17 protein-coding genes are annotated in these 17,667 nt (G+C 43.1%); 16 read left to right on the forward strand and 1 reads right to left on the reverse strand.

What is annotated here, in order from left to right:
- Positions 1-29 precede the first annotated feature (29 nt).
- From NST85_RS09425 to NST85_RS09490, 14 genes are all read left to right on the forward strand, one after another.
- Complete coding sequence (locus NST85_RS09425; RefSeq protein ID WP_425464342.1) at positions 30-1,583, forward strand: fumarate hydratase; 1,554 nt, start codon at positions 30-32, stop codon at positions 1,581-1,583.
- A 3-nt stretch (positions 1,584-1,586) separates the two neighbouring features.
- Positions 1,587-3,383: a two-component system histidine kinase PnpS gene (gene pnpS / locus NST85_RS09430; protein WP_127192607.1), complete on the forward strand. Its 1,797-nt coding sequence runs from the start codon at positions 1,587-1,589 to the stop codon at positions 3,381-3,383.
- Positions 3,384-3,513: 130 nt separating this feature from the next.
- Positions 3,514-4,242: a response regulator transcription factor gene (locus tag NST85_RS09435; protein ID WP_127192608.1), complete on the forward strand. Its 729-nt coding sequence runs from the start codon at positions 3,514-3,516 to the stop codon at positions 4,240-4,242.
- A 108-nt stretch (positions 4,243-4,350) separates the two neighbouring features.
- Positions 4,351-5,451, forward strand: coding sequence for an amidohydrolase/deacetylase family metallohydrolase (locus NST85_RS09440; RefSeq protein WP_341189130.1), 1,101 nt, complete (start codon positions 4,351-4,353; stop codon positions 5,449-5,451).
- Positions 5,429-6,532: a DgaE family pyridoxal phosphate-dependent ammonia lyase gene (locus NST85_RS09445; RefSeq protein ID WP_341189131.1), complete on the forward strand. Its 1,104-nt coding sequence runs from the start codon at positions 5,429-5,431 to the stop codon at positions 6,530-6,532. The genes NST85_RS09440 and NST85_RS09445 overlap by 23 nt, the downstream gene beginning before the upstream one ends.
- A gap of 1 nt (position 6,533) precedes the next feature.
- Positions 6,534-7,289, forward strand: coding sequence for a 2-dehydro-3-deoxy-phosphogluconate aldolase (gene dagF / locus NST85_RS09450; RefSeq protein ID WP_341189132.1), 756 nt, complete (start codon positions 6,534-6,536; stop codon positions 7,287-7,289).
- Complete coding sequence (locus NST85_RS09455; protein ID WP_127192612.1) at positions 7,282-8,298, forward strand: sugar kinase; 1,017 nt, start codon at positions 7,282-7,284, stop codon at positions 8,296-8,298. The genes dagF and NST85_RS09455 overlap by 8 nt, the downstream gene beginning before the upstream one ends.
- Positions 8,298-9,023, forward strand: coding sequence for a GntR family transcriptional regulator (locus tag NST85_RS09460; RefSeq protein ID WP_341189133.1), 726 nt, complete (start codon positions 8,298-8,300; stop codon positions 9,021-9,023). The genes NST85_RS09455 and NST85_RS09460 overlap by 1 nt, the downstream gene beginning before the upstream one ends.
- 294 nt (positions 9,024-9,317) lie before the next feature.
- Positions 9,318-10,073 carry a phosphate ABC transporter ATP-binding protein PstB gene (gene pstB / locus NST85_RS09465; protein ID WP_127192613.1) on the forward strand — a complete coding sequence of 252 codons (756 nt, stop codon included), beginning with the start codon at positions 9,318-9,320 and terminating at the stop codon, positions 10,071-10,073.
- 20 nt (positions 10,074-10,093) lie between these two features.
- Positions 10,094-10,753, forward strand: coding sequence for a phosphate signaling complex protein PhoU (gene phoU / locus NST85_RS09470; RefSeq protein ID WP_127192614.1), 660 nt, complete (start codon positions 10,094-10,096; stop codon positions 10,751-10,753).
- Between the two features lie 135 nt (positions 10,754-10,888).
- On the forward strand, positions 10,889-13,549 hold the full coding sequence (gene polA, locus NST85_RS09475) for a DNA polymerase I (protein ID WP_341189134.1): 2,661 nt from the start codon (positions 10,889-10,891) through the stop codon (positions 13,547-13,549).
- A 33-nt stretch (positions 13,550-13,582) separates the two neighbouring features.
- Positions 13,583-14,485 (forward strand): DNA-formamidopyrimidine glycosylase, encoded by a 903-nt coding sequence (mutM, locus tag NST85_RS09480; protein WP_127192616.1) that lies wholly within the window; start codon positions 13,583-13,585, stop codon positions 14,483-14,485.
- Entirely contained in the window at positions 14,482-15,078 is a 597-nt protein-coding gene (coaE, locus tag NST85_RS09485; RefSeq protein WP_127192617.1) for a dephospho-CoA kinase, read from the forward strand. The genes mutM and coaE overlap by 4 nt, the downstream gene beginning before the upstream one ends.
- Positions 15,075-15,638, forward strand: coding sequence for a lytic transglycosylase domain-containing protein (locus tag NST85_RS09490; protein ID WP_341189135.1), 564 nt, complete (start codon positions 15,075-15,077; stop codon positions 15,636-15,638). Before coaE ends, NST85_RS09490 begins: the two co-directional genes overlap by 4 nt.
- A 96-nt stretch (positions 15,639-15,734) precedes the next feature.
- Here NST85_RS09490 and NST85_RS09495 read toward each other — a convergent pair whose 3' ends face one another.
- Complete coding sequence (locus NST85_RS09495; protein ID WP_127192619.1) at positions 15,735-15,953, reverse strand: alpha/beta-type small acid-soluble spore protein; 219 nt, start codon at positions 15,951-15,953, stop codon at positions 15,735-15,737.
- A 129-nt stretch (positions 15,954-16,082) separates the two neighbouring features.
- Here NST85_RS09495 and nrdR point away from each other — a divergent pair, with 129 nt between their 5' ends.
- Positions 16,083-16,553 (forward strand): transcriptional regulator NrdR, encoded by a 471-nt coding sequence (gene nrdR, locus NST85_RS09500; RefSeq protein WP_127192620.1) that lies wholly within the window; start codon positions 16,083-16,085, stop codon positions 16,551-16,553.
- Positions 16,554-16,692: 139 nt separating this feature from the next.
- A complete protein-coding gene (locus NST85_RS09505; protein ID WP_341189136.1) occupies positions 16,693-17,616 on the forward strand; it encodes a phosphate ABC transporter substrate-binding protein in 924 nt (307 codons plus the stop codon).
- The last annotated feature ends 51 nt before the right edge of the window (positions 17,617-17,667 follow it).

Here is a 17,667-nt window from a genome sequence, read left to right on the forward strand (position 1 = left end):
ACAGTATCGACAAGAGAGGGGATCCTAGGATGTTGCACAAGTTTGAAGAGAGTGTATATCAATTGATTGTGGAAACTTCGACAAATTTGCCAGGGGATGTGCGTCGGGCGTTGAATCGGGGGATGGTTATTGAGAATCAAGCCACACGTGCGGGTCTCGCACTATCTACGATCTCTCGCAATATAGGTATGGCCGAGGAGCAAATTTCACCGATTTGTCAGGATACAGGGATGCTAACTTTTATTGTACATACACCAGTTGGTGTGAATCAGATAAAAATGAAACGAAATATCCACTCAGCGATCCAGAGAGCAACCAAGGAAGGAAAACTACGTCCCAATTCAGTGGATTCACTTACAGGGGAGAATAGTGGCGACAATTTGGGGCCTGGGACACCCGTTATTCATTTTGAGCAGTGGGAGAGCGACTATATAGATGTGCGACTTATACTGAAAGGTGGAGGCTGCGAGAATAAGAATATCCAATACAGTCTTCCAACTGAACTAGAAGGGTTAGGCCGTGCAGGACGTGATTTGGATGGAATTCGTAAATGTATTTTGCATGCGGTATATCAGGCACAGGGTCAGGGATGTAGCGCTGGATTTATCGGAGTTGGTATAGGCGGAGATCGTACGACAGGATACGAACTTGCTAAGCAACAGCTGTTTCGTACAGTGGACGATGTGAATCCCATTGCTGAATTGAATCAGCTGGAGCAATATACGATGGAGCATGCTAACAAGCTTGGGATTGGTACTATGGGATTTGGTGGAGAAGTGACGTTGCTTGGTTGTAAGATCGGTGCTGCAAATCGACTTCCAGCAAGCTTCTTTGTGTCTGTGGCCTATAACTGCTGGGCGTTCCGCCGTCAAGGGGCCGAGATTAATGCAACAAGTGGAGAAATCATGAAATGGCTGTACGAAAGTGGATCCGATGTGGCGATGGAGCAGCAAGGCAAGAATGATGCTGGAAACACGAATGATACAACTGATGAACCGACTAGTCGCGAAATCGTACTACAAACTCCAGTGAGTGAAGAAGACATTCGTAATCTTCGTGTAGGTGATGTCGTTGTAATCAAAGGTGAAATGCATACAGGTCGTGATGCTCTTCATAAGTATTTGATGGATCATGACTCTCCAGTAGATCTGAATGGAGCTGTAATATATCACTGCGGCCCAGTGATGCTTAAGGATGAAGCAGGCTGGCATGTTAAGGCAGCGGGACCGACCACTAGCATACGAGAGGAACCTTACCAAGGTGATATTATTAAAAAGTTTGGTATTCGCGCTGTAATTGGTAAAGGTGGTATGGGCTCCAAAACCCTTGCTGCACTACAAGAACATGGTGGCGTTTATTTAAATGCGATTGGTGGAGCAGCACAATATTATGCAGAGTGCATCAAGCAAGTGAATGGTGTTGATTTTATGGAGTTTGGAATTCCTGAAGCGATGTGGCATCTAGAGGTTGACGGTTTTGCCGCGATCGTAACGATGGACTCGCATGGGAATAGTTTGCATGAAGGTGTGGAGAAAGCCTCAGCCGAGAAGCTAGCATCCTTAAAAGAAAAGGTGTTTCAATAACTTATGAAGACATTTCGACATAGACTTACGGTTATTATGATGGGGTTGGTGGGGGTATCCATGCTTGCTGCAGGGATATCCATGGCGTTGGTGTTCAAAGATTCACATATTGACGCCTTAGAGGAGAATATGGCGCGTGAGATTAACTTGCTTGAGAACACCTTTCCATTTGAACCTCTCGAAGGAAATCCAGGCGTCACAGACTATTATTCGGCCAAAGCGAAAGAACTGGAGAACTTGATTGGATCTCGGGTTACCTTTATTGGTAACGACGGGGAGGTTATTGGTGACTCCGAGATTTCTGTCTTGGAGATGGACAATCACTCTGATCGAGAGGAAATTATTTCTGCTACAGGTGATAAAGTAGGCAGTGCTATACGTTATAGTGATACTTTGGATGAGGATATGCTCTACGTTGCGAGACATGTCACTTCTGATTTGGGATTTGACGGTTATATTCGATTGTCTATGAGTCTTGCTATAGCTAGTGAGGGGCTGAATAAAGGTTGGTTACTCATGTTCGTGGGATTATTAATTTTATTTCTAGCTGCTACATTCATTAGTTATCGAATCGCTAAGGGGCTAACTAGACCCTTGGAGCACATTACTAAGGTTGCAAATAAGATTTCCAAGTTCGATTACGATGCGAGAGTGCAATTTAGTCGTAATGATGAAATCGGGCAGCTTGGGCAAGCCATTAACGGAATGGCTGATAGCTTGCAGCAGCAATTGAAACGAATCCGTGATAACGAAGGTTTAACGCAGAGCGTATTATCCAATATTACAGGTGGTATTGTAATGGTTGATGCGCAGGGTCGAGTCGCACTCATCAATCGAGAAGCTGAACGTATTTTGCGCATGAAAGAGCATTTATTACTAGGCAAACCCTACCATGTACTCAAGAGAAACTTTGAATTTACTAAGTTTATGGAAGAAGGCATGGAGCTCAAAGAACGTATTCACGAAGAACGGAATGTGTATGATCCAGAGAGTAAGATTTTACATTTTGACGGCGTGCCGATGTTCGAGAACGATGGTAGCTACCGTGGTATGCTCTTCCTCCTTCATGATGTTACAAGTATCCGTCGCCTGGAAGTGATGCGTAGTGAATTTGTAGCGAATGTGTCCCATGAATTGAAGACGCCAATTGCAGCTGTAAAAGGTTTTGCGGAAACACTCCTGGCTGGAGGAGTAAAAGACGAAGAAACCGTTAGATCTTTTCTGCAGATCATTTACGATGAGGGAGATCGTTTGAATCGTCTAATTGGGGACATCCTGGAATTATCAAAGATCGAATCGAAGCAAGCTCCGCTAGAATATGCTCCGATTCCACTGAAGGAATTATTCGATAGTATATTTGAAGTATTGCAATCTGCAGCGGACAAAAAGTCTATCGTAATGCTTCATGACATTCCTGAGCATATGTTTATTGAAGGGGATGAAGATAGGCTCAGACAGATTTTTATGAATCTATTGTCTAATGCAATCAATTATACGCCTGAAGGGGGTAAAGTTAAGGTAGACATCCGAATTGAGAATGAGGGCAGTGATGATGAGAAACTCCGAATTGTAGTGAGTGATACTGGAATCGGGATTCCTAAGAAGGACCTTCCGCGAATATTTGAACGCTTCTATCGGGTGGATAAAGCGAGATCAAGGAATTCAGGGGGAACGGGACTTGGCCTCTCCATTGTCAAACATCTTGTGGAGTTGCATCGTGGTAAGATTACTGTAGAGAGCAAAGTTGGAGAAGGGTCGTCCTTTATTCTTGAGCTTCCATTTATGCATAATTTGGAATGATCTTATTTATTTGTGTAAGCTGTTTTTTGGATTTTACACCGCGTTAACAAAGTGGTGATATGCTGAGCATGTATACATGAGTCAAGATTCGTCAACATCCATCCTGGTTGTAGAAAATATGGGGGTTTATATGACGCAGCGACTATTAGTAATTGAAGATGAGCCGACGCTTTCCAGACTTTTATCTTACAATCTTACGAGCGAAGGATATGCGGTAACCGTGGAAGACCATGGACAAACTGGTTATGATACGGCTTTGAAGAATGAGTTTGATTTAATTCTGTTGGATTTGATGCTTCCTGGAATGAATGGATTCGAAATTATGACCAAGCTTCGGAATGAAGGCGTGAAGACACCGGTGATCATTCTGACGGCTAAGAATGCAGAAGAAGAAGTGGTTGAAGGCTTAAAGTCTGGCGCAGACGACTATATAACGAAGCCTTTTGGAGTGGCTGAACTATTGGCCAGGGTTGCCGCTGTGCTAAGGAGATCGACAGGTGTTGAAGAACGGGAGAAGTTGCCGGAGCGGGATGAAGCACATATTTCACATGGCGCACTTGTTATCTATCCTGAGAAATACGAAGTGACGCTTAGCGGTGAACCGATTACGTTACGGCCAAAGGAATTTGAAGTACTATTGTATTTGGCACGTAAGCCGGGTGTAGTTATGACGCGCGATGATCTAATGAACGCGGTTTGGGGCTTTGATTACATTGGAGGCCAGCGTACTGTAGATGTGCATGTCAGTTCACTACGTAAGAAACTGGAACTTGACCCCGAATCAGTACATATTGATTCGATTCGCGGGGTTGGTTACAAGTTAGTTGTTAATAAGAAAAAACGTCCATCATTAATATAAAATGATGGATGTTTTTTTATGTATAAACATTATAACGTTATATTTACTTTATGGTAAATTCATGTTACCTTAAACATTATAATGTTTACATAAAAAGAGGTGAGAACTGTGAGTGAAAGATTCGTACTTCGTAATGTAAAAAGGGTGAATGAAGAAGAGATCGATATCGTAATGGAGTCCGGTAATATCGTCGAGATCACTGCAGCCGGAGAGGGATGCGGTGCGCAAGTTTGGGATGGCTCGGGCGCTTATGTGTCGAGTGGTTGGATTGATATGCATGTACATGCCTTTCCTGATTTTGATCCCTATGGTGATGATATGGATGAGATCGGAGTTAAGCAAGGTGTAACAACTATTGTCGATGCTGGTAGTTGTGGAGCAGATCGGATTGCTGACTTGGTTGCGAATAGCGAGCAGGCCAAGACGAAAGTGTTCGCCTTTTTGAATATTTCAAAGATTGGATTACAAAGAGTCGATGAATTAACAAATCTAGAATGGATCGATCGGGAAAAGGTAAGACAGTCGGTTGAAGCCTATCGGAATGTTATTGTCGGATTGAAGGCGCGAATTAGTAAGAGTGTAGTGGGTGACAGTGGAATAGAGCCATTACGCATTGCCAGGGAGCTAGCCAATGAAACAGCGCTGCCGTTAATGGTACATATTGGCTCAGGGCCGCCTGAAATTAAGGATGTTATCTCACTTCTGGAACGTAAAGATATTATTACTCACTATCTCAACGGAAAGAAAAACAATCTTTTTGATGTAGAAGGCAAACCTCTACAAGTATTACTAGATGCGATTGAACGAGGCGTTCATCTGGATGTAGGTCATGGGACAGCAAGCTTCTCCTTTAAAGTGGCTGAATCGGCGAAGCAACATGGTATTGGACTTCATACCATTAGCACCGACATTTATCGCGGAAATCGCCTCAACGGTCCGGTATACAGTATGGCGAGTGTTCTCTCCAAATTCCTCTACCTAGGTTATTCGCTTGAAGAGACGGTTGCGGCTGTCACCAATCATGCAGCAGCGTGGCTCGGCAAACCTGAACTTGGGCGAATTCAAGTAGGGGATGTTGCAAACTTGACGTTATTTAATACCCGAAATGAACCAACGGAACTTATGGATTCTGAAGGGGAGCAGAGAGTAGCTAATAGATTAATCGAAGCTAAAGGAGTGGTTGTTAGTGGCGAGTACATTAAATGCTAAATACGGACTCAAACGTGTAATTAATGCAAGTGGCCGAATGAGTATTCTAGGGGTCTCGGCTCCGACCGATACGGTTATGGAGGCAATGAAGCAAGGCGGACAAAGCTATGTTGAGATCGCTGATCTAGTTGACAAAGCTGGGGACTTCGTAGCCAACATTGTAGGCTCAGAGGCAGCTGTTGTTGTGAACTCGGCATCTAGCGGTATTGCTCTCTCTGTAGCAGCAATAGTGACACAAGGCAATCGACGCCGTAGTGAGCGTCTGCATCAAGAGGAAATTCCTAAGAATGAGATTATCATCCTAAAGGGACATAACGTGCAATATGGAGCTCCCGTTGAAACGATGGTATTTTTGGGCGGTGGTAAGCTTATCGAAGTTGGTTATGCCAATGAAGGTAAGGCAGAGCATATTGAGGATGCGATATCCGAAAAAACAGCCGCCATACTTTATGTGAAATCACATCACGCCGTTCAGAAGAATATGATTTCCGTTGAAGAAGCATGGGAGGTTGCTCGTCGTAAGAATATTCCGTTAATTGTGGATGCAGCTGCGGAAGAAGATATTCAAAAGTACGTGAAGTATTCTGATCTTGCTATTTATAGTGGCTCTAAAGCTATTGAAGGGCCAACCTCTGGCATCGTTGCAGGGAAACGGACTTATATTGAGTGGTTAAAGGTGCAATTGCACGGAATTGGACGAAGCATGAAAGTAGGCAAAGAAACGACATTTGGACTACTTCAAGCGTTAGAAGAATATACCGTCAAACAAGATAAAAGTGAGCAAGAAAAAGAAGCACTACAGGTGCTTATGCCACTAAACGAGGTTGCAGGAATCCGTGTTTCGATTGTACAGGATGAAGCAGGTCGCGCAATATACCGTGGTCGTATTCATATTGATTCGAAACAAGCTGGAGTTACCGCTAAAGAAGTTGCTGAAGGTCTTCAGAGTGGCGAAATTGCAATCTATACGAGAGATTATGGTGTGCGTCAAGGATACTTCGATATCGACCCACGCCCGCTTCTTGGGGATGATATGATGGTTATTGAATCAAAAATACGTGAATTAGTTGGGGGACTTTAATATGTCAAATATATCAAAGCGTTTTTATAAAGGACGGGTCGCGTTAAATGTACTAGCCAAGGACATTGAGAATGCCAAAGAGATTTTTGAAGCGGCAGAAGGCTATGTAGTAGTGGGTGTTTTGTCCAAGGATTATAAGTCGGTAGAAGAAGCAGTAACAGCAATGAAACAATATGGTCAGGAAATTGAAGAAGCCGTATCCATTGGACTTGGAGCTGGTGATAGCCGTCAAGCGGCTGTTGTAGCGGAAATTGCAAAATATTATCCTGGTAGTCATATTAACCAAGCATTTCCTGCTGTTGGCGCGACACGTGCCAATCTTGGGGAGAAGGATAGCTGGATTAACAGCATGATAGCTCCTACCGGACGCGTCGGATATGTGAATATCTCAACAGGTGCGATAAGTTCCACGCAGGATGAGCCTGCGATTGTTCCTATTAGATCTGCAATTGCACTAGTGAAGGATATGGGAGGAAATGCACTTAAGTATTTCCCAATGCAAGGGTTAAGCCGTGAAGATGAGTTCCGTGCTGTTGCTGAGGCTTGTGCCGAGACTGGATTCGCTTTGGAGCCAACGGGTGGAATCGACATGGATAATTTTGAAGCCATCTTACGTATAGCGCTAGAAGCTGGAGTTCAGCAAGTTATCCCTCATGTATATTCTTCGATTATTGATAAAGAAACAGGAAAAACTAATGTTCAAGACGTGCGCGATTTGCTAGTAATCATGAAGAAGTTGGCGGATCTTTATGCCTAAGAACATTGCAGCCTTTGGAGAGGTCATGATGCGCTTGCAAGTGCCTGGTTATGAGTTGCTTTCGCAAGGAAATACATTGAACTACTCGTTCTCTGGAACCGGAGTGAATGTGATCTCAGCCTTGGCTCGTTTTGGACATAACGGCCACCTCATTACTAGATTGCCTGCTAATCCCCTTGGTGATGCTGCTGCAGCGTATCTGCGGAAGCTGGGTATTACATCTACACTAATGAGTCGGGGTGGAAGTTACATAGGTATGTATTTCTTAGAGAACGGATTTGGTGTCCGGTCTAGCCGCGTAACCTATTCGAATCGCTTGGAAAGCAGTTTCAATACTTCCCCTGAAGGAACGTATGATTACGAAGCAATTGCAGAGCAGATAGACGCGGTTCATTTCTGCGGAATTACTTTAGCGATGAACGAAGTTGTCCGGCAGCATATGAAGTCTCTCGCAAGAGCGGTTAAGCAACGTGGAGGTACTGTCATCTTTGATTGTAATTACCGTCCATCCCACTGGGGAGAGAATGGTTATGAGAAGGCGAAACCCCATTACGAAGAAATGCTGCAACTAGCGGATATCGTGATGATGAACGAAAAAGATGCCATGTTAACCTTGGGTATGAGCACGGATAAGGTAGAACGTGAAGAGCAACTTGAGGAACTTATTCCAGCTGTTGCGCAGCAATATGGTATCCATACCATTGCAGGGACCCATCGCTCTATACACAGTGACAATTCACATTCCTTGCGTGGTTTTATCTTTAAGGATCGAACCTTCACTTATTCAAAAACGCTGACTTTTGCCGTCTATGATAGAATAGGGGCAGGAGATGCCTTTGCCAGCGGAGTCATTCATGGCGAGCTAGAAGGATACCCGGTGGAGAAAACCGCCCAATATGCAGCGACAGCAGGTATGTTGGCACATACGGTGGTAGGTGATACTCCCATGGCTTCTGCAGAGGATATACTTCGGACTATGACGCAATCCGTAGGAGATGTAGAAAGGTAGTGGAAACAACCGTGAGCTTGTCACGCAAAGATAAACCGTTATATTTGCAGATCAAAAATATCCTCAAAGATCGGATACTGTATGGTGTCTATCCTATAGGAACCAATATCCCATCAGAACCACAATTGGAAAAAGAGTTTGCAGTCAGTAAGATTACTGTCCGCAATGCCATTCAGGAGTTGGCTCAAGAAGGATATCTCGAAAAAGGCAGTGGCAAAGGAACGAAGGTAATCCGGAATACGTCCGCTTCTAAGTTATCCAAATGGAAACGATTCACAGAGATTTTGGTAGAAGAGGGTTATCAAATCCAAAAACAATGGTTGCGAGCGGAAGTGATTCGTAACGAAGTGGGGACTGAACCTTACCGGTTATTTGGGGAACGTTGTCTAAGCTTGGAACGAGTTTACAACCTGAATGATGCGCCGTATATTCACTACACGCATTACGTAACAATAGCTATGGAGGATTTGAATCTGAGTGATTTGAATGCCCAATCCCTCTATGAATTGTTAGAAGAACAGGAGATTTCCTTGGATAAGCTTCGGGATGAATTTACGGTTGCAGTCCCATCGGAGCAAGTGGGAGACATATTACGGATTAGCAAGGGGACCCCAGTGCTGAAGAGGTCGCGTTATTCTTACGACGTACAGGGAAATGTAATTGAATTCAGTGTGGGTTATTACAATACAGAACTACAAAATTATGTTGTAAACTACGATGTGTAATTAAGTGAGCTATTCTAGAAGTATTTTTTGCTTCTAGGATAGCTTTTTAATTTTTGGATAAAAAGCGGGCTAAATTTTACACTGCGTTTACAATCAAGCCTATTATTGTTTACATACATTAGGTAAAATTGTGGTATGTCTGAGTAGAAATTGCCTGAATCAGAGAAACTGGATACGATGGCATAAGTGTTGATCCTCATCTTGTACCTGAAGCGCTGTTACGCATTTTGATAAGTTGTGAACTCGTGCTTTGTATGTTGGGTAGAGATGTTTATTTAGAGAAGGAGTAGTGACATGGAACCAATCATTCGCATTAAAGATTTGAATTTGTATTACGATCAATTTCATGCGCTAAAGGATGTATCGATGGATATTCCTGAGAAAGCGATCACCGCATTTATTGGCCCGTCTGGCTGTGGTAAGTCAACGCTGCTTCGGACCCTGAATCGGATGAATGACATGGTTGTCGGTACCCGTATAGAAGGTTCAGTACAAATAGCGGGTACAGAAATATATGGCGATGATGTGCAAGTTGAATCACTTCGCAAACAGGTGGGAATGGTATTCCAACAACCTAACCCATTTCCTAAGTCAATTTATGATAATGTCGCTTATGGTCCTCGTTTACATGGAGTAAAGGGGAAAGCTGAACTCGATGAAATTGTTGAGCAAAGTTTGCGGCAAGCAGTCCTTTGGGACGAGGTTAAGGACTTCCTTAAGAGATCAGCACTTAGTTTGTCAGGTGGGCAACAGCAACGTTTATGTATCGCGCGTGCGATAGCTGTTAAGCCAGACATCTTACTTATGGATGAAGCTACCTCAGCTCTGGACCCTATTTCAACATTAAAAATTGAAGAATTAGTTCAGCAGCTACAAGATAGGTATACAATTGTTATGGTTACACATAACATGCATCAAGCAGCTAGAATTTCAGGTAGGACTGTTTTCTTCCTGAATGGTGAAATTGTGGAGGTCGGTGATACTCAGAAGCTGTTTTCAACCCCGCAGGATTCACGTACTGAAGATTACATTTCCGGACGTTTCGGTTAAGAGAAGGGAGCAGATGATCTATGATTCAAAGAAGAGAATTTGATCGAAATCTAGAAGAGCTTCGCCAGTTACTGGGACAAATGGGAAAGCATGTGGAACATGCATTGCAGGAGTCTATTGTAGCGTTACAAACTTTTGAATCAAGCAAAGCTAAAGAAGTAATTGAACAGGATATTAAGCTTAATGCGATGGAAGAACAGATCATGGAGATCGGCTCACGATTAATTGTGACCCAACAACCCGTAGCTAAGGACCTTCGTCGGATTATCGTTGCATTTAAAATTTCCAGTGATTTGGAGCGGATGGGGGATTTAGCGGTTGATATCGCTAAGGTAACCTTGCGTTTGGAAGGCCAAACTTTAATCAAGCCACTGATTGACATTCCGCGGATGGTTGAATTGGTCATTCTCATGATAAGTGAATCCTTACAATCCTATTTGGATGAGAATACCGATTTGGCGTACAAGATGGCCAAGGATGATGATGAAGTAGATCATCTATACAGTCAAATGATTACTGAATTGTATTCGTTCATGATTGAGAACCCTAGCTCCTTGCAACAGGCGATGCTGTTAACTTTGGTCGGACGTTACATAGAAAGAATTGCCGATCATGCCACAAATATAGGTGAGAGTGCCGTTTACTTGGTTACGGGACATCGCCCAGATTTGAACCAATAGTTACTTTTTCATTAAATAAGCGACCGAATTACAAAGTAGATTGATCTACTTGTAATTCGGTCGCTTTTGTTTTTTTATAAAGGCGAGGCTTGTGTTAGAATAAAGGTAGGAGATAGCTGAAGGAGTAGGTGCTATATGGAAAAGTTGATTCTGATTGATGGAAATAGTATTATTTACCGGGCATTCTTCGCTATGCCACCACTAACTAATTCTAGAGGATTACATACAAACGCTGTGTATGGATTCACAAATATGTTATTACGTCTGATTCAAGAAGAGAAACCAAGTCATATTCTAGTGGCATTTGATGCGGGCAAAGAAACATTCCGTCACGAAGGTTACAAAGAATATAAAGGTGGTCGTGAAAAGACACCACATGAGCTTTCGGAACAATTCCCACTGATGCGTGAATTACTAGAAAGCTTCGGAATCTCTTGGTTTGAATTGGCTGGTTATGAGGCAGATGACATTATTGGCACGCTCAGTAAACAAGGGGAAGAAGCCGGCCTTCAAGTACTTGTCGTCACTGGTGACAAGGATATGCTTCAGGTCGTTTCTGAGAATGTAAAAGTAGCACTCACTCGTAAAGGTATCAGTGAGGTTGAGCCATATGGACCGAAGGAAATAGAAGAGAAGTATGGTCTTCGTCCTGATCAGATCATTGATCTAAAAGGGTTAATGGGCGACGCTTCTGATAATATTCCGGGCGTTCCGGGTATTGGTGAGAAAACGGCAATGAAGCTGTTACATCAATATGGATCGGTTGAGGAAGTATTGGCTCATAGTGATGAATTGAAGGGTAAAATGAAAGAAAACTTAGTAAATCATGCGGAGGATGCGCGCATGAGCAAGAAGTTAGCTACTATTTTCCAAGAGGTACCTATTGAACGCTCGTGGGAAGATATGATCTTTGCTGGAATCCAGGAGGATAAGGCAGCCCCAATGCTGCGCAAACTGGAATTTAAGTCGCTTATCGAGCGCATGGCATTTACTGCTGGTCCAGCTGGAGAGGCATCCGTTGCCCCTCAGGCAGTATCTGAAGTTGATGTGACTATTGTAAATTCGAGCACATTGCCTGAACTTACAGCGCTTCTTCCACAAATCGAAGTGATGTATGTTGAATCGTATGGAGAGAACCCACATCATGCTATCGTAATGGGAATGGTATTATCGACTCCAGAGCGGCATTTCTTCGTCCCCTTCGAATTTCTAAAGAGCAAGGAGACAGAAGTCATTGTCTCTTGGCTAGGGGATGCATCTGTTCCAAAACGTGGATATGATCTGCACCGAGCAGATTTAGCGCTGCATTGGCAAGGCGTTTCTTTGGCTGGGGAAGAGCACGATGTCCAACTTGCTGCCTATATACTTGATCCAACGGATAACAACCAAACACCTAGCGACTTAGCTGCTAAATACGGCTTGGCCTATTTAACTCCTGATGAAGAGGTATATGGTAAAGGTGCGAAGTTCAAAGTGCCGGATCAGGAGACACTTAGTAAGCATCTTGCTCGAAAGGCAGAAGTGCTGTTACATATCATTGCGCTTCAACGGAGTGAGCTAGAGAAGAATGAGATGAATAGGTTGTTCTATGAATTGGAAATGCCTTTATCACGTATTCTAGCTGACATGGAGAAGCAGGGGATAGCCGTAAATCGAGCAGACTTAACCCAGCTTGGCAAAGAGTTTGAGTCGCAAATTACGAAACTGGTTACCCGGGTATACGAAATTGCGGGTACAGAATTTAATTTGAATTCACCAAAACAATTAGGTGAGATTCTATTTGATAAATTGGGTTTACCTGTGATGAAGAAGACCAAGACTGGTTATTCAACAGATGCAGAAGTTTTGGAAAAGTTGGCCCCTTATCATGAAATTGTTCAGTACATTCTGGACTATCGTCAGTTGGCCAAACTACAATCAACCTATGTTGAAGGATTACTTAAGGAGATCTCTCCAGTAACCGGGAAGGTTCATACGTATTACCGCCAAACCATTGCAGCAACGGGTAGATTAAGTAGCCAATTCCCCAATTTACAGAACATTCCGATCCGGATGGAAGAGGGTAGAAAGATACGTAAGGTATTTGTTCCGTCGGAGGAAGGCTGGTTTATTCTCGCTGCGGACTACTCTCAGATCGAACTCCGTGTATTGGCTCATATTTCGGAAGATGAAGGGTTGCAAGAAGCATTCCTACATGATCTGGACATTCATACGAAAACAGCGATGGATGTATTTGGAGTATCTGCGGAGGAAGTTGACTCAAATATGCGTCGATCAGCTAAAGCGGTCAACTTCGGAATTGTATATGGAATTAGTGATTATGGATTATCTCAGAACCTTAATATTACGCGTAAAGAAGCTTCGCAATTTATCGAGAGATATTTCCAAGCTTTCCGTGGTGTTCGTCGGTATATGGACGATATTGTCCTTGAAGCAAAGCGCGACGGTTATGTAAAGACACTATTAGAACGTCGACGTTATTTACCGGAGATTAACGCATCTAATTTCAATATTCGTTCCTTTGCAGAACGTACAGCTATGAATACACCGATTCAAGGAACGGCAGCAGACATCATCAAACTTGCCATGGTGTTAATGGATGAAGCATTGAAGAATCATGGGCTAAAGAGTCGGATGTTACTTCAAGTACACGATGAATTGGTATTCGAGGTTCCACCGGATGAGATGGATATCATGAGTAAACTCGTGCCGGAGACCATGGGAAGAGCCCTTCCATTATCAGTTCCGTTGAAAGCAGAAGTTAGCAGTGGCCTAAATTGGTACGAAGCGAAGTAAATCCTATAATAACTGGATGAGGTGAGGGACAAAATGCCGGAATTGCCGGAAGTAGAGACGGTCAGAAGAACATTGACCGAATTAATCGTCGGGAAGACAATCGAATCCGCGACCGTGTCACTCCCCAGAATAATTCAGCGACCGGATGACATCAAACGATTCGAAATGGAATTGATTGGTCACCGTATTTTAGAGATCGGACGCCGGGGGAAATTTCTACGGATTGTTATGGATGGTCTCGTGTTGGTATCCCATTTACGTATGGAAGGCAGATATGGACTGTATGACAAAAGCGATCCTGTTGAGAAGCATACGCATGTCATCTTCCATTTCAGCGATGGTACCGAATTAAGATATAAAGATGTTCGCCAATTTGGAACTATGCATTTGTTCCCAGCAGGTGAAGAATTTAAGAGTAATCCATTGGCTAAACTGGGATTGGAACCACTAGATAGCTCTTTTACTGCCGACGCTTTTCGTGAAGCGATCTCTAAGCGATCGACGAAGATCAAACCTGCTTTGCTCAATCAGGAATATGTAGTCGGACTCGGGAATATTTATGTGGATGAAGCGTTATTTAGAGCAGGAATCCACCCGGAAGTTCCGGCAAATGAGCTGAGTACGGATCAGCTTGACTTACTGTATGCTGCAATTCTTACGACACTAAGAGAAGCTGTAGAGGCAGGAGGGTCTTCCATTAAATCCTTTGTGAACGGTCAAGGGGAGATGGGGATGTTCCAACACTCATTTCAAATTTACGGTCGGAAGGACGAGCCTTGCGTTAAATGCGGACATGCTGTGGAGAAAACAGTCGTAGGAGGACGTGGCACTCACTTCTGCCCGAACTGTCAAAGACCGAAAGAGCTGATTAACAAAGCACCAATAAAGAGAACCCTCTCGAATCGATCCAACAAGAGTAAAGAGGTGAGGGAATGAATATTGGTTTGACCGGTGGAATCGCCTCGGGAAAAAGCACGGTTTCTCAATATTTAGTTAAACGTGGTGCAGTATTAATCGATGCAGATGTCATTTCGAGAGAAATGATGATGCCTGGTCATCCGGTGCTCGCCGCCGTTGTGCATACTTATGGTCCCTCTATTCTGAACCCAGATGGCACACTAAATCGCAAGAAATTGGGGGGCATTATATTCTCTAATCCGCAGGAGCGTAAAGTCTTGGAGGCTATTACGCACCCTGCGATTCGAGAAGAGATGCAGCGGCGTATGGCTAAGTTCGAAGCGGATGATCCACAACGTTTGGTCGTCGCCGATATTCCCTTGTTATATGAATCCAAGCTTGAGGATTTATACGATGAAATTATGGTCGTATATGTACCTAGGCAAATTCAACTGAATCGACTCATGTTAAGAGACAATCTTAACCAGCAAGAGGCAGAGGATAGATTGAATGCACAAATGGATATTGAAGTGAAGAGGGAGATGGCGGATATACTGATTGACAACAGCCTCGGAATCGACGAAACGGAACGCCAGATCGACATTTTTTGGCGGGACAAGGGATTGTTATGAGGTGGCTTCGAAAAAAAAGGGTATTGTTACTGTTATTTATCAGTTTTACGGTTATTGTATTTTTTAATTCCAGTTGGATTTCGTTATTTTACCCGATTCAATATAAGGATGAAATTCGTCATCATGCGGAGAAAAATGGGTTAAATCCATTGATGGTGGCTGCAATTATTCGGGTTGAAACCAATTATAAGACCGGAGCCGTATCTAAGAAGGGTGCCCTGGGTGTCATGCAAATCATGCCAGATACCGCGGAGTGGGTCTTAACCAAAGCGAAGTTTAAGAATGTATCGTTAGATAGGGTCAAAGAGGAACCGGAAACGAATATCGAAATTGGAACATGGTATTTGAAGTATTTGTTTGATCAATTTGAGGGGAACGAAACTGCGATGATAGCTGCATATAACGCGGGTCCAACGAATGTGAAGAACTGGATCAAAAGTGGGAGATGGGATGGTCAGCTAAAATCGTCCAAAGACATTCCTTTTGGTGAGACAAGACATTATGTACAACGGGTATCTCACTATTACAAGCAGTACTCCGATATTTACGATGAATTTTAATTTACGAAAAAACTTCCCCTAAAGGGCAGGTTAGGGTATATATAATAAGGAAAGAAAGCACTGGAAGCGTTTAGCTTCCAATGCTTTCTAGATCGGTTATTTGAATTGGCCTGCAAGGTGTTGTTCTGCTAAGGTCACTAATCGTTTTGTGATGTAACCACCGATCGAACCGTTTTCGTAAGAAGTCAGGTTACCTGCGTATCCATCTTTCGGGAAAGAAATGCCAAGTTCTTGAGCAACTTCGTATTTCATTTGTTCTAAAGCCCCGGAAGATTGTTTTACAACTAGGTTATTCGAAGAGTTGTTTTGGCTCATGCTGTTCACCTCCTTGGGTTGGTAAGAGTATTATGTACAGGGATCGCGATCTTCATTACGTATTTAATAAGTTATTTTTTGGTATTATTGCAAATCAATAAGATATTTATAGAAGGGAGGTCCAAAGACTTGAAATGCCCCTATTGCGATTATTTAGGTACTAAAGTGCTGGACTCTAGGCCGGCGAATGAGAATCGGTCCATAAGGCGCAGACGCGAGTGTGAGAAATGTAGTCGTAGGTTTACTACTTTCGAAATGGTTGAGGAAATGCCACTCATCGTCATTAAGAAGGATGGAAGCCGTGAAGAATTCAGCCGGGAAAAGATGTTACGAGGATTGATTCGTGCCTGTGAGAAACGTCCCGTTTCTGTCGAACAACTTGAATCTATTGTCTCTGAAGCAGAACGTTCACTACGGCATTCAGCTAATACAGAGGTTGAGAGCAGAGAAATCGGTGAATTAGTTATGGAACAATTATATCCGGTCGATGAAGTTGCCTTTGTCCGGTTTGCATCTGTATATCGCCGTTTCAAAGACATTAATATGTTTATGAAGGAACTCAAGATTCTTTTGTCAAAGAATACGGGAGTCGATAAATAAAATAGGACAAGCCTTTTACATCTGCGATTAATTTCGCGGGTGTATTTTTTTACACAGAGTTTACAAAACTAATACAGAGAATTGATACTCGGTTTATATAATTGGTATTGTACAAACAAACAAGGGGGATACCTAAGAGATGAAAAAGAGTTTGATGTTGGTTTTGACACTAATCCTTACTTTCACATTGGCCGCGTGCGGTCAAAACAACGATGCAAAGAACACCACAGAATCAAATGGTGGGACGGCCTCTGGGAATACAAATGGAGGAGAACTTTCCGGATCGATTCTAGCTGTTGGATCTTCTGCACTTCAACCTTTGGTTGATCAAGCTTCTCAAAAATTCATGGATTTAAACCCGAAGGTGTCTATCCAAGTACAAGGCGGAGGCAGTGGAACTGGATTGACTCAAGTCTCTGGAGGACAAGCGGACATTGGTAACTCAGATGTGTTCGCTGAAGAGAAGTTAGAGGCAACTCCAGCTGCAGAATTGGTTGACCATCAAGTTGCTGTTGTAGCTATGGCGGCTGTTGTAAACCCAGACCTGAATATCGATAATCTAACTAAAGATCAACTGGTCCAAATTTTCACTGGTGCAGTGACTAACTGGAATGAAGTTGGGGGTCCTGATCAAGCGATTCAAATCATTAATAGACCATCCAGTTCCGGTACGCGGGCTACGTTTGAGAAATATGCTCTTGGAACAAAAACAGAAGACCTTAAAGGAGCGATTCAAGAAGACTCCTCCGGTACAGTAAAGAAACTTGTTAAAGAAACACCTGGAGCTATTGGTTATCTTGCTCTTTCATACCTTGATGATTCCATAAAAACAGTGAAATACGATGGTGTGGAAGCGAATGTAGACAATGTAGCAAATGGTTCTTATCCTGTATGGGCATATGAACATATGTACACTAAAGGTGAGGCTAATGAAGTTGTAACAGCATTCCTAGATTTCATCAAATCTGATGAAGTACAAAATGCGGATGTAGTTGAACTGGGTTACATTCCAGTTAGCAAAATGCAAGTTACACGCGATGTAGAAGGAAATATCACGAAATAAACATATCACAACATCATATCAGCAAGAAAAGAGGCGGAACTATCTGCCTCT

Source organism: Paenibacillus sp. FSL K6-2524, from assembly GCF_038005525.1.
Lineage (GTDB): Bacteria > Bacillota > Bacilli > Paenibacillales > Paenibacillaceae > Fontibacillus > Fontibacillus anaericanus.

What these genes read in the sequence shown, in the direction of transcription:
- mutM (WP_127192616.1), top strand. Translation starts at nt 13,583, where the DNA reads ATGCCGGAATTGCCGGAAGTAGAGACGGTCAGAAGAACATTGACCGAA.
- polA (WP_341189134.1), top strand. Translation starts at nt 10,889, where the DNA reads ATGGAAAAGTTGATTCTGATTGATGGAAATAGTATTATTTACCGGGCA.
- coaE (WP_127192617.1), top strand. Translation starts at nt 14,482, where the DNA reads ATGAATATTGGTTTGACCGGTGGAATCGCCTCGGGAAAAAGCACGGTT.
- NST85_RS09495 (WP_127192619.1), bottom strand. Translation starts at nt 15,953, where the DNA reads ATGAGCCAAAACAACTCTTCGAATAACCTAGTTGTAAAACAATCTTCC.
- NST85_RS09505 (WP_341189136.1), top strand. Translation starts at nt 16,693, where the DNA reads ATGAAAAAGAGTTTGATGTTGGTTTTGACACTAATCCTTACTTTCACA.
- phoU (WP_127192614.1), top strand. Translation starts at nt 10,094, where the DNA reads ATGATTCAAAGAAGAGAATTTGATCGAAATCTAGAAGAGCTTCGCCAG.
- pstB (WP_127192613.1), top strand. Translation starts at nt 9,318, where the DNA reads ATGGAACCAATCATTCGCATTAAAGATTTGAATTTGTATTACGATCAA.
- NST85_RS09435 (WP_127192608.1), top strand. Translation starts at nt 3,514, where the DNA reads ATGACGCAGCGACTATTAGTAATTGAAGATGAGCCGACGCTTTCCAGA.
- NST85_RS09455 (WP_127192612.1), top strand. Translation starts at nt 7,282, where the DNA reads ATGCCTAAGAACATTGCAGCCTTTGGAGAGGTCATGATGCGCTTGCAA.
- pnpS (WP_127192607.1), top strand. Translation starts at nt 1,587, where the DNA reads ATGAAGACATTTCGACATAGACTTACGGTTATTATGATGGGGTTGGTG.
- NST85_RS09490 (WP_341189135.1), top strand. Translation starts at nt 15,075, where the DNA reads ATGAGGTGGCTTCGAAAAAAAAGGGTATTGTTACTGTTATTTATCAGT.
- dagF (WP_341189132.1), top strand. Translation starts at nt 6,534, where the DNA reads ATGTCAAATATATCAAAGCGTTTTTATAAAGGACGGGTCGCGTTAAAT.
- NST85_RS09425 (WP_425464342.1), top strand. Translation starts at nt 30, where the DNA reads ATGTTGCACAAGTTTGAAGAGAGTGTATATCAATTGATTGTGGAAACT.